The sequence below is a fragment of the Streptomyces sp. NBC_00223 genome (assembly GCF_036199905.1).
Classification (GTDB): Bacteria; Actinomycetota; Actinomycetes; order Streptomycetales; family Streptomycetaceae; genus Actinacidiphila.
In genome coordinates, this window is sequence record NZ_CP108109.1 from 6524981 (window position 1) to 6537464 (window position 12484).

At 74.0% G+C, this 12484-nt stretch carries 9 protein-coding genes; 4 read left to right on the forward strand and 5 right to left on the reverse strand.

The window, feature by feature from the left end; translation table 11 throughout:
• Window positions 1-174: 174 nt before the first annotated feature.
• Window positions 175-1377, forward strand: a complete 1203-nt coding sequence (locus OHA30_RS27845; protein WP_328916626.1) for an ROK family protein — start codon at window positions 175-177, stop codon at window positions 1375-1377.
• Window positions 1378-1432: 55 nt separating this feature from the next.
• Here the strand turns inward: OHA30_RS27845 and OHA30_RS27850 are convergent, their stop codons facing one another.
• Together OHA30_RS27850 and OHA30_RS27855 are read right to left on the reverse strand one after the other, a co-directional pair.
• The gene (locus tag OHA30_RS27850; RefSeq protein WP_328918020.1) at window positions 1433-3391 is read right to left on the reverse strand and encodes an MMPL family transporter; all 1959 of its coding nucleotides are present in this window, start codon (window positions 3389-3391) and stop codon (window positions 1433-1435) included.
• Between the two features lie 324 nt (window positions 3392-3715).
• On the reverse strand, window positions 3716-4489 hold the full coding sequence (locus OHA30_RS27855; protein ID WP_328916627.1) for a VOC family protein: 774 nt from the start codon (window positions 4487-4489) through the stop codon (window positions 3716-3718).
• A 230-nt stretch (window positions 4490-4719) separates the two neighbouring features.
• Between OHA30_RS27855 and OHA30_RS27860 the strand changes: the two genes are divergently transcribed.
• Complete coding sequence (locus OHA30_RS27860) at window positions 4720-5544, forward strand: sulfurtransferase (RefSeq protein ID WP_328918021.1); 825 nt, start codon at window positions 4720-4722, stop codon at window positions 5542-5544.
• Window positions 5545-6190: 646 nt separating this feature from the next.
• Here OHA30_RS27860 and sepH read toward each other — a convergent pair.
• From sepH to OHA30_RS27875, 3 genes are all read right to left on the reverse strand, one after another.
• Window positions 6191-7267, reverse strand: a complete 1077-nt coding sequence (gene sepH / locus OHA30_RS27865) for a septation protein SepH (RefSeq protein ID WP_328916628.1) — start codon at window positions 7265-7267, stop codon at window positions 6191-6193.
• Between the two features lie 349 nt (window positions 7268-7616).
• A complete protein-coding gene (locus OHA30_RS27870) occupies window positions 7617-8963 on the reverse strand; it encodes a D-arabinono-1,4-lactone oxidase (protein WP_328916629.1) in 1347 nt (448 codons plus the stop codon).
• Window positions 8896-10167, reverse strand: a complete 1272-nt coding sequence (locus tag OHA30_RS27875) for an MFS transporter (protein ID WP_328918022.1) — start codon at window positions 10165-10167, stop codon at window positions 8896-8898. Before OHA30_RS27875 ends, OHA30_RS27870 begins: the two co-directional genes overlap by 68 nt.
• Window positions 10168-10375: 208 nt before the next feature.
• On the opposite strand from OHA30_RS27875, the gene OHA30_RS27880 reads away from it, so the two are divergent.
• Together OHA30_RS27880 and OHA30_RS27885 are read left to right on the forward strand one after the other, a co-directional pair.
• Window positions 10376-11542 carry a ferrochelatase gene (locus OHA30_RS27880; protein WP_328916630.1) on the forward strand — a complete coding sequence of 389 codons (1167 nt, stop codon included), beginning with the start codon at window positions 10376-10378 and terminating at the stop codon, window positions 11540-11542.
• 13 nt (window positions 11543-11555) lie between these two features.
• On the forward strand, window positions 11556-12383 hold the full coding sequence (locus OHA30_RS27885) for an inositol monophosphatase family protein (RefSeq protein WP_328916631.1): 828 nt from the start codon (window positions 11556-11558) through the stop codon (window positions 12381-12383).
• Window positions 12384-12484: the final 101 nt, after the last annotated feature.

Sequence of the window (12484 nt, forward strand, 5' to 3'; positions counted from 1 at the left end):
GAGTGCCGGGCGGTCGGAGGACCGCTGTTCATCCGGCATCGTCCGGAAATCGCCGCGCCGGAGCGAACAGCTCGGGAGATTCTGCCTGAACTTTGTCATAAGCCAAGGCTCTTGACGGGCGGAACGGCAGGAAGGCACGGTGCGGTGGACCGTACTCACATAACCCCGGGGGTCATGATCGACACGCCAGTGAACCTGCGCGAGGTGGGACGGCTGCGGGTCCTCGAGGCCCTGCACAGCACCGCGCGCAGCAGCCGTCCCGAACTGGTACGGGTCACCGGCCTGTCCAGGGCCACCGTCTCCTCGCTGATCGCCGATCTGATCGCGGTCGGCCTGGTCACCGAGGACGAGGGCCCCGAGGAACCGGAGCCGCGGCGCACCGGCCGTCCCGCGCAGTCGCTGTCCCTGGTGCCGAGCGCCGGGTACGCGATCGGCGCGGACATCGGCCACCAGCACATCCGGGTGATCCTCTGCGACCTGTTCGGCGCGGTGCTGTGGGAGCACTGGGTGGCCAAGGAGGTGGACCGGGCCCCCGAGGAGACCCTCGACCTGGTCGCCGTCCTGGTCGCCCGCGCCCTCCAGGAGACCGGCGTGGCCCGCTCCCGGGTGCTCGGCATCGGCGCGGGCATCGCCTCCCCCGTCGAGAAGGGCAGCGGCGCGCTCGGCGCCGAGGGCATCATGCCCGGCTGGGTGGGGATGCGGCTGCCCGACGAACTGCGCCGCCGCACCTCACTGCCGGTCCGCGTCACCAACGACGCCAACGCCGGGGCGCTCGCCGAGCGGATGTACGGCGCCGGACGGCAGTCCGGCGACATGGTCTACGTCCGGCTGTCCGCCGGGATAGGCGCCGGCATCGTCAGCAACGGGCGGCTGCTGCTCGGGGCACGCGGCCTCGCGGGCGAGATCGGCCACCTCCCGCTGATCACCGACGGGCTCATCTGCCGCTGCGGCAACCGCGGCTGCCTGGAGACCGTGGCCAGCCCGGTCGCCATCGCCCGCCTGCTGTCCGACAGTTGGGGCCACCATGTGGCGGCCCGCGACCTGCCCGCGCTGATCGAGCAGCGCAACACCGGCGCCCTGCGGGCCATAAGGGACGCGGGCGACGCGGTCGGCCGCGCGCTGTCCACCCTGGTCACGCTGCTCAACCCGAGCCTGATCGTGGTCGGCGGGGACCTCGCGGGGGCGGGCGAGGACATCCTGGAGCCGATGCGGGCCGGCGTACGGCGGCACACCCTGCCCTCGGCGTCCCACGGCCTCAAGATCGTCACCGGGGGTCTGGGCGACGGCGCCGAAGTCAGGGGAGCCGCCGGCCTGGTGCTGGCCGACGCGCCCCAACTGCTCTCCGCGACGCCGGGAGAGGTGGCGGAACCGGCGTAGCGGCGAGGCCGCGGCACCGGCTCGGCCGCGAGCCGACGGGCCGGCCGGCACCTGATCAGGAGGGCGCGGCCGTACGGCTCAGCCCGCCGGGCCACCACACCCGGCGGCCGAGCAGCACCGACGCGGACGTGACCAGATACGTACGGACCAGGAAGGTGTCGAGCAGCACCCCGACCGCGATCACGAAGCCCAGCTCCGACAGCGACACCAGCGGCATGTTCATCAGTACCGAGAAGGTCGCCGCCAGCACGACCCCGGCCGAGGTGATCACCCCGCCCGTGGAGCGCAGGGCGCTCAGCGTCGCGGCCGTCGGGTCCGCCCCCGCCAGCGCCTCCTCGCGTATCCGGTGCATCAGGAAGATGCCGTAGTCGACGCCGAGCGCCACCAGGAACACGAAGGAGAGCAGCGGCAGCCCCGGATCGGTGCCCGCGAAGCCGAAGAGCGGTCCGAAGACCAGGCCGCCGATGCCGAGCGCCGCGCCCCACACCGCCGCCACGGCGGCGGCCAGGAGCAGCGGGGCGAGCAGCGAGCGCAGCAGCAGGACGAGGATCAGCAGGACCGCCGCCAGGACCACCGGGATCACGATCTCGCGGTCCCGCCGGTCGGCGTTCCGCAGATCGATCTGCTGGGCGCTGGGGCCGCCCACGTACGAGCCGCGCAGCTCGGCCCGCAGCGCCTTGATGGTGGCGGTCTCCGCGGCCGTCTCCGGCACGCTGCTGGTCGTGACCGAGAACTCGGTCCAGCCGTGCCCGCCGCGGCCGGTGTCGACCCGGACCACACCGTCGATGGCGCGGGCCGCGGCCTCGGCCGCCGCCGCACGGCCGGTCGGGGCGACCACCGTGATCGGCCGGCTGCTCCGCTCCGGGAACGCCTTCGCCAGGGTCTCCATCGCCGCGATCGACTCCGGCCTGCTGGTGAAACCGTCCTGCTGCTTCAGCCCGCCGGGCAGGTGCAGGACCCCCAGCGACAGCGCGCCCAGCGCCACCAGGCCGCAGACGAGCACCGCGACCGGCTTGCGGCTCGCGGTCGCGCCCATGGCCGCGAAAACACTGCGCCGCGGCCGCTGTTCGCCGCCGTGGACGGGCACCAGCGGCCAGAACACCCGCCGGCCCAGCAGCACCAGCACCGCGGGCAGCAGCGTCGTCATGGCGACGAGCGCGCACAGCACCCCCACCGCGGCGGCCGGGCCCATGCCGCGGCTGCTGTTGAGGTCGGCCGCCAGCAGGCAGATCATGCCGGCCGCCACCGTGCCCGCCGAGGCGAGCACGGCGGGCCCGCACCTGCGCAGGGCCGTCCGCATCGCGTCGTACGGGTGCTCGGTCCGGCGCAGCTCCTCCCGGTAGCGCGCGACCAGCAGCAGCGCGTAGTCCGTGCCCACGCCGAAGACGAGGATCGTCATCACCCCGGAGCTCTGGCCGCTGACCGTGACGCCGAAGGTCCGGTTCAGACCGTAGGTGACGGCCATCGACAGCACGTCGGCCGCGCCCGCGGCGAGCAGCGGCACGAGCCAGAGGGTGGGGCTGCGGTAGATGAGGATCAGCAGGAGGGCGACGACCAGCACGGTGGTGTAGAGCAGCGGGCCGCCGAGCGTGCCGTAGACCTCGGCGCTGTCCGTGTCGAGCGCCCCCGGGCCGCCCACCCGTACGCTCAACCCGTGCCCGCCGGCCGCGACCTCGCGCACGCCGTCCACGAAGCGCGTCCTGGCGTCGGAGTCCTGACCCGGCCGGGTGCTGGAGACCGGGAACATCAGCGTGGCGCCGTCCGCCGACTCGGTGCCTTGCGGCGCCTTGTCGCCGGAGATCGGGAAGGTGTCCGCGATCTCGGCGATCTGCTTCCCCGCGGTGCCGCGGTCGGCCGGGCTCAGACCGCCGTCGCGGTGGTAGACGATCACCAGGTCGGTCGACTCGCCGCCGGGCAGCCGCTGCTGGACCTTGGCGACCTGGGTCGAGTCGGCGTTCGCGGGCAGGTAGTCGACGACGCCGTCGCGCTGCACGTCACCGAGCCGGCCGGCCATCGGCACCGCCACGGCGAGCACACCGATCCACAGCGCCAGCAGCAGCCACGGCAGCGCGCGGGCGCCGCGGCCGCGGGCGGGCGGCGGTACGGGCGGCGGGGCCGTTCCTGCCGCGTCGGCGGGTGTCTCGTTCGTTGCGGCCCTCATCAAGGGCTCCCCTCTGGCACGGCGGACGGATCGTCTCCATCGTCACGGCGGCCGGTGGGCGGATCGTCGCGCGCGGGGGTGAGATCGCGGGTGCTTCCGCGGGGGGTGCGCGGGCGCGATTGCTCCCGGGAGAGTAGCCGGGGGAAGCAGTGAGGGCCGCGAGAGGGTGGTCGGCCGTCAGGCCGGGCGCGCCAGCAGGGAGAACGTGCCGCCCTCCGGGTCCGCGACCCTGGCCAGCCGGCCGTGGCGCGAGTCGTGCGGCTCCTCCAGCACCTTTCCGCCGAGCGCGGTGACCCGGCGGGCGGCCGCGTCCGTGTCGGAGACCGCGAAGTACGTCACCCAGTGCGCGCCGCGGTCGCGCACCACCTGGTGGCCGACGTGCTGCACACCCGCCATCGGCCGGCCGTGGACCGTGAGCACCCTGCGGTACGGTTCGCCGCCGGGCGACGGCTCGATCCCGAAGCCGAAGACGTCCTGGTAGAACGTGGCGACCCGTACGCACTCCTGCGTGACCAGCTTGCTCCAGAGGACGGTCCCCGGCACACCGGTCAGGTCCGCGCCCGCCATCCGCTCGCCCTGCCAGATGCCGAAGACCGCGCCGACGGGGTCCACGGCCAGCGCCATCCGGCCCTCCTCGCCCGCGTTGAGCGGCCCGATGCCGACCGTGCCGCCGCACTCCCTGACCGTCTCCGCGGCCTGGTCCACGTCGTCCGCCGCGAGCATCGTGGTCCACGCCACCGGCCGGTACGGCGAGGCCGCGCCCTCGCCGATGCCCGCGATCCGCTGCCCGTTCAGCTCGGCGAGCACGTACGGGCCCAGCTCGCGCGGGCCGGGCCTGAACTTCCAGCCGAACAGGGCGCCGTAGAACTCCCGCGCCCGGTCCGCCCGGTGCGCCATCAGGCTCGCCCAGCAGGGGGTCCCGGGCGGGCGGCGGCTCGGTGCGTCGGTCATGGCGAAGGCTCTCCTCGTGGGCGGCCCCTGCGGCGGGCCGCGCGTCTCGGGGAAGGTGACACTCCGATCGTTGCACCGAGGTGCCCGCGGGCGGGCGCCGACCCGGCCGTGTTGACCACCCTGGTGCCGAGGCGCGGCCGAAACGGTACGCGGCCTCCGGCGCGGCGGGGTGAGGTTCGCGGCGAAGCGGCCGGGCGGCGCCCGCGGGCGACCACAATGGGCGTATGAGTATGCGACCCCTCATCACCGCGGCCGAACTGGCCGACGCGCTCGACACGACCACCGTTCTCGACGTCCGCTGGCGGCTGGGCGGGCCGCCCGGACACGGCGAGTACGCCAAGGGCCATATCCCCGGGGCCCGCTATGTCTCGCTGGAGACCGCGCTGGCCGCGCCCGCGGGGCCGGGCGGTCGGCACCCGCTGCCCGAAGCCGATGTCTTCGGCGCGGAGATGCGGGCCGCCGGGGTGAGCGAGGACCGGGACGTCGTCGTGTACGACAACGAGAACGGGTGGGGTCCGGCGCGCGCCTGGTGGCTGCTGCGGTGGGCCGGGCACACGCGGGTGCGGGTGCTGGACGGGGGGCTCGCCGCGTGGACGGCGGCGGGGCGGCCGCTCAGTACGGAGGAGCCTCCGGCGGGGCGGGGGGACTTCGTGCCGCGGCCCGGGGGGATGCCGCTGCTCGACGCGGACGGGGCGGCGGCGCTGGCGCGGCGCGGGGTGCTGCTCGACGCGCGGGCGGCCGAGCGGTACCGGGGTGACACGGAGCCGATCGACCGGGTCGGCGGGCACATTCCCGGCGCGGTCAACGCGCCGACGACGGAGAACGTCGGGGCGGACGGGCGCTTCCTGGAGGCGGACGCGTTGGCGGAACGGTTCGCGTCCTTGGGCGCGAAGCCGGGGGCCGAGGTCGGGGTCTACTGCGGGTCGGGGGTGTCCGCCGCGCACGAGGTTCTCGCCCTGGAGGCGGCGGGCGTTCCCGCGGCGCTGTACGTCGGCTCCTGGAGCGAATGGTCCCGCGACCCCGCCCGCCCCCTCGCCACGGGCCCCACGCCCTAACGCCCACACGACCCCTGGGGCCGGGGGCCGCCCTCTTTTCCGCCGCGGCGGCGGGAAGCCCCTGCCGGGGTGTTCGGCGGTGTTCGTGCGGTCCGGTGGGTTCGGCACCGCCGGCCCGCGCTGTGGGCCGTCCCGCCGTTGCGGCGGGGAGTTTCGCATGGCGTCATGCGGATGGTGACCCAGGGGCCGGGGGCCCACCTTCTTTTCCGCCGCGGCGGCGGGAAGCCCCTGCCGGGGTGTTCGGCGGTGTTTCGTACGGCCCGGTGGGTTCGGCACCGCCGGCCCGCGCCGTCGGCCGTCCCGCCGTCGCGGCGGGGAGTTTCGCCGACGTCATGCGGATGGTGAACCCGGGGCCGGGGGCCGCCCTCTTGCCGCCGCGGCGGTGCCAGGCCCTTGCCGGGGTGTTCGGCGGTGTTTCGTACGGCCCGGTGGGTTCGGCACCGCCGGCCCGCGCTGTCGGCCGTCCCGCCGTTGCGGCGGGGAGTTTCGCATGGCGTCATGCGGATGGTGAACCGGGGGCCAGCCCTCTTGCCGCCGCGACGGCGCCAAGCCTCTGCCGGGGTGTCCGGCGGTGTTCGTGGGGTCCGCGCCGCCGGGCGGGCCGGGGCCGTGGGGGTGAGGTCGGTTCCCACGGCGCCCGAGGCGGTTACTCCTTTTTGCGGCGGCTGCCGAAGACGATCTCGTCCCAGCTGGGCACCGTCGCCCGGCGCCCCGGACGGACGCCGTCCGCCTCGGCCTGCCGGTCCGTCGTGCCGACCAGCCGGTCCCGGTGCCCGGCGACAGCCCTCGGCATCAGGACGTCCGCGTACGCCGACCCCGCCCCCGCGCTGGCGGCCGGAGCCGCCTCCTCGACGCTCTCCTCCGGAATCTCCGCCGCGGGCGCGGCGTCCGGCGGGTTCATCGGCGGCGCGGGCACCACCATGTCGCCCCGGAAACTCGGCACCGCTTCGAGCAGGCTCGTGAGCGAGTCCCGCTCCTCCGGCTCCGCCCGCTCCTCGGCTCGCGCCTCGCGGTCGGACCGATCGATCTGGCGGTCCAGGGACCGGTCCAGCGGACGGTCCCTGGGCAGCCGCGCGATCCGCGGCACGAACGGGAAGCTCGGCTCCTGCGCCTGCGTCTGCGCCGTCTCGCCGATCAGCGACCTGGCCTCGTCGTCCACCGCCTGGACGAGCCGGCGCGGCGGGTCGTACGTCCAACTCGCGGAGTGCGGCTCACCGGCCACCCGGTAGACGAGCAGCACCTCCCACGTGCCGTCGTCACGGCGCCAGGAGTCCCACAGCACGGTGTCCTTCTCCGCGCCGCGCAGCAGCAGGCGTTCGGCGACCGCCTCGCCCAACTGGGGCCCGGTGGTCTCGCCCTGACGCCGTACCGAGGTCTTTCTGGCCCGCTCGGCCATGAACGCGCGCTCGGCGAGCACGGGACCCTCGAAGCGCCGTACCCGTTCGACCGGAATACCGCCCATCTGGGCGACTTCCTCGGCCGACGCACCGGCACGTATCCGCGCCTGGATGTCCCGGGGGCGAAGATGGCTCTCGACTTCGATCTCGATCTGGCCGAGCCGGGCCCGGTCGTTGCGGACCGCGGCCCGCAGCCGCTCGTCGATGGGAAGCGTGTATTCCGTACTGTCGGCAGCCTTGAGCACCAGTCGTGTGCCGTCGTTGCTGACGGCCACGACGCGCAGTTCGGGCACGGTTACCTCCCGGATGGTGCCTGCCGACGTCACGTGCGTCGCTGCTCCCGATGGACGAGTGTGGCCTGCCCGGGTGCAGCGTGCCACAACCTTGCAGAGTTGCCCGGCGTGTCGGGATCACATGGTGACACGCCGTCATGGGACGGTGGACGATCGGCCACTCAGTGTGACCGACCGTGGCGCCCCGGGATGAGCGCCACCGGCCCCCCTCCTGCGTGTCCGGACGACCGTACGGACACCGGGAGCCACGATTCGCCACGGTACTCCATTTGGGCCAGCAGGGGGCGGCTGCCGCGCTGTCGAATGTCGCGCGGAGGGCGGGAGTTGGGTGACCCGGCTCACTCGAGTGCGCCGCGCGCCCCGGGCAAATACGGATGAACCCCTATGAACCGAGCACCCGGCGCAAGTAGTCGTTGCCGAACAGCCGCCCCGGGTCCAACCGGTCCCGCAGCGCGGTGAACTCCTCGAACCGCGGGTAGACCGTACGGAAATACTCCGCGTCCCGGGTGTGCACCTTGCCCCAGTGCGGCCGTCCGCCCACCGCCGTCATGATCCGCTCGACGGCGGTGAAGTACTCCTGGTAACGGCTGCCCCGGTACATGTGCACCGCCACATAGGCGCTCTCCCGCCCGGAAGCCGTCGACAGCGTGATGTCGTCGGCCGGCGCGACCCGTACCTCCACCGGGAAGCTCACCCGCAGGTCCGAGTGCTCCAGCATGGCCTTGAGCTCGCGGATCGCCTCCACGGCGGCCTCGCGCGGCACCGCGTACTCCATCTCCACGAAGCGCACCCGGCGCGGGCTGGTGAACACCTTGTACGGAATGTCGGTGTACGTACGGGCGGACAGCGCGCGGCTGGAGATCCTGGCCAGGCCCGGGATGGTCGCGGGCGCCGCCCGGCCGAGCGCGCAGGCGGCCTGGAAGACACCGTTGGACAGCAACTCGTCGTCGATCCAGCCGCGGACCGCCGGAACCGGGGCGGCCGGGCCCTGACTGCGGTTGTTGCGCTTGGTGTTGCAGCTGTCGGTGTGCGGGAACCAGTAGAACTCGAAGTGCTCGTTCTCCGCGGTCAGCCGGTCGAACTCGGCCATCACCCGGCGGAACGGCATCGGTTCCTCGCGGGCGGTCAGCAGGAAGACCGGCTCCACCGCGAAGGTCACCGCGCTGACCACGCCGAGCGCGCCCAGGCCGATCCGGGCCGCGGCGAACACCTCGGGGTTCTCGTCCGCCGAGCAGTTGAGCACCGAGCCGTCCGCGGTCACCAGCTCAAGTGCCGTGATCTGCGCGGCTATGGACGCCGAGTCGCGGCCGGTGCCGTGCGTGCCGGTGCTGATGGCGCCCGCGACGGTCTGCACCATGATGTCGCCCATGTTCGTCAGCGACAGTCCCGCCGCGGCCAGCGCCGCGTTGAGCTGACCGAGCTGGACGCCCGCCTCGACCGTGACGGTGCCCGCCGCGTGGTCGATGGCCCGGATCGCGGTCAGCCCGTCGGGGCGGATCAGCACCCCGTCGGTGGCCGCGGCCGCGGTGAAGGAGTGCCCGGAGCCGACTGCCTTAGCCGTCAGCCCGTCCGCGGCGGCCGCGCCGAGCACCGCCGCCAGCTCGTCCACGGACGCGGGCGCGACACTGCGGCGGGGCCGGGCCGTGACATTGCCCGCCCAGTTACGCCACACCCTCCCGGCTGCCCTGCCCGTCGAACCGGTCGTCGGCCTCATCGCTGTTCCGCCCATTCGCGCGTTTCTCCTCCCGCTCCGGGGCCGGCCGCAGCCGGCCATGTCCGAGGAACGCCACCGCCACGGCGACGAGCGCCGCGCAGGCGGGCACCGCGAAGGCCGCCGTGGCCCCATGGGCGTCGATCACCCGGCCGGCGACCGCCGCTCCGACGGCGACCCCCACCGCGAGCCCCGTGGAGGTCCACGTGATGCCCTCGGTCAGCCGCGCCCGCGGTACCAGCTGTTCGACCAGACCCATCGCGGTCACCATCGTCGGAGCGATGGTCAGGCCCGAGAGGAACAGCGCCCCGGCCAGAAACCACAAGTTCCCGACCAGTAGTGGCGGGATCATACTCACAGCCATCGCCGCTATGCCCACCAGGAACCGGCCGGTCGGGGTGCCGCGCGGGGTGAGCAGCCCGAACACCAGCCCGGCCAGGCACGACCCGAGCGCGTACGAGGCCAGCACCAGGCTGGCCAGCGCCTTGTGGCCCTGCTCGTCGGCGAACGCGACCGTGGACACGTCGACCGCGCCGAACAGCGCGCCGGTGCCCACGAAGACCCCCACCAGCACGGGCATGCCCGGCGAGCGCAGCGCGGAGCCGCGGCTGAGGTCGTCGCGCGGGTGCGGCGGCGGCTCGGTGGCGCGCTGGGCGGTCAGCAGCAGCACTCCGACGCCGAGGAAGACCACGGCCAGCAGCGGCCCGGCCTCGGCGAACCAGACCGTGCACAGGCCGATGGACAGGATCGGGCCGAGGATGAAGACGATCTCGTCGACCACCGACTCCAGCGAGTACGCGGTGTGCAGGAGTTCGGGGGAGCCGCGGTGGATCGCCGACCAGCGGGCCCGGACCATCGCGCCCATGCTCGGGGTCAGCCCGGCGCCCGGCACGCAGACGAAGTACACCCAGTCCGGCGCCCCGGCTTTCACCGCCACCAGCAGCGCCCCGACCGAGACGACCGTCACCACGGACACCGGCCGCAGCACCCGCCGCTGCCCGTACCGGTCGACCAGCCGGGAGACCTGCGGACCGCAGGCGGCGCCGGACAGCGCGAGGGCCGCGGCGAGCGCGCCCGCGAGCCCGTAACGCCCGGTCACCTGCGAGATCATGGTGACGACGCCGATTCCCAGCATCGACAGCGGCATTCGCCCGACCAGTCCGGCGGCGGAGAACGCCTTGGCGCCCGGGGTGGTGAATATCGCACGGTACGGGCTGGTCAAGTGGCGCTCCCCGGCGGCGTCGCCGTCGATCGGTGGGGCCGTCACGGCCCCGGTAAGGAACATTGCTGGTTCATACAGCTTACGAAGCCGGGCAAGCGGTTTTCACCGCGCAGGGGTCGGGCCGTCCGCGGGCCGAGGCGCGGATCGCAAGGAGCGGGGGGAGGGCCGGAGGGCGGGCCGCCGTCCGGTGGGTGGCAGGATCGGAGTCATGTCCGATCAGCCCCACGCGCCACTGCCGCCCGACCCCGCCGGCCCCGGCAACGCCCCCGACGCCGGTCCGTACGACGCCCTGCTGCTGCTCTCCTTCGGCGGCCCCGAGGGACCCGACGACGTGGTGCCGTTCCTGGAGAACGTCACCCGCGGCCGGGGCATCCCCCGTGAACGGCTCAAGGAGGTCGGCAAGCACTACTTCCTCTTCGGCGGCGTCAGCCCGATCAACGCGCAGAACCGCGCGCTGCTCGACGCGATCCGTAAGGACTTCGCCGACCACGGACTCGACCTGCCGGTGTACTGGGGCAACCGCAACTGGGCGCCGTATCTGACCGACACCCTGCGGGAGATGACCGACGCCGGGCACCGCCGGATCCTGGTGCTGGCCACCAGCGCCTACGCCTCGTACTCCGGCTGCCGCCAGTACCGGGAGAATCTGGCCGCCTCCCTCGCGGAACTGGCCGCCGAGGGCCGTGAGGTGCCCCGGGTGGACAAGCTGCGGCACTACTTCAACCACCCCGGCTTCGTCGAGCCGATGGCCGAGGCCGTGCTGACCGCGCTCGCCGCTCTGCCCGAGGACGTACGGGACGGCGCCCGGCTCGCCTTCACCACCCACTCCATCCCGACGGCCGCCGCCGAGACCTCGGGACCGGTGCAGGGCCACGGGCGCGGCCACGGCGGCGAGTACGTCGCCGAGCACCTGGACACCGCGGAGGTGATCGTCGACGCGGTGCGCGAGGCCACCGGCGTCGACCGCCCCTGGCAGCTCGTCTACCAGTCGCGCAGTGGCGCCCCGCACATCCCCTGGCTGGAACCGGACATCTGCGACCACCTCGAAGAGGTGTACGCGGCGGGCGCGACGGCCGTGGTGATGGTGCCGATCGGCTTCGTCTCGGACCACATGGAGGTCAAGTACGACCTCGACACCGAGGCCACCGCGAAGGCCGCGGAACTCGGCCTGCCGGTTTCCCGCGCCGCGACCGTCGGCGCCGACCCCCGGTTCGCCGCCGCCGTGCGCGACCTGGTGCTGGAACGGGCCGCGACCGAACGCGGTCTGCACCCGGCCCGCTGCGCCCTGGGTGCCCTCGGCCCCAGCCACGACATCTGCCCCGCGGGGTGCTGCCCGGCCAGGAACCCCCTGCCGGCCGCCGCGGGAACCGACTGAGGAGCTCCACGACATGAGCACACCAGCGACCGGACAGCCCGAGGCGACCGGCGAGGACGCCGAACTGCTGGAGATCGCCCTGGAGGCAGCCCGCCGGGCCGGCGCCCTGCTGCGCGACGGGCGCCCCGCCGACCTCGGCGTGGCCGCGACCAAGACCAGCCCGATCGACGTCGTCACCGAGATGGACATCGCCGCCGAGAAGCTGATCACCTCCTACATCGGACGGCTCCGTCCGGACGACGGCTTCCTCGGCGAGGAGGGCGCGAGCAGTCCGGGCACCAGCGGCATCCGCTGGGTGATCGACCCGCTGGACGGGACCGTGAACTACCTCTACGGGCTGCCGTCCTGGGCGGTCAGCATCGCCGCCGAGCGGGACGGCGAGGCGGTGGTCGGCGTGGTCGAGGCGCCGATGCGCGGCGAGACGTATCAGGCGGTGCTCGGCGGCGGCGCGTACGTCAACGGCGTGGCGGCGCGCTGCCGGCCGGCCCCGGACTTCTCGCATGCCCTGGTCGCCACCGGCTTCAGCTATCTGCGCGAGCGGCGGGTGGCGATGGCCGAGGTGATCAAGGTCCTGCTGCCGCAGGTCAGGGACATCCGCAGGGGAGGTTCGGCCGCCATCGACCTGGCCGACGTGGGCTGCGGACGGCTGGACGCCTACTACGAGCGCGGGCTGAACCCGTGGGACCTGGCCGCCGGCGCTCTCTTCGCCCGGGAGGCGGGCGCGCTCACCGGAGGGCGGCCGGGCGAACCCGCCTCCGGCGAGCTGACGGTGGCCGCGCCCCCCGGCCTCTTCGAGCCGCTTCAGACGCTTCTGGACAAGGCCGGCGCCTGGCACGACTGAGCACGCCCGCGAGCCCCGGCGGCGCCCACGACCGGCCGCCCGCCAGGATCGGCACATGCGAACGCCCCGGCACCTTCCTGGTGACCGGGGCGTGCGGCTTT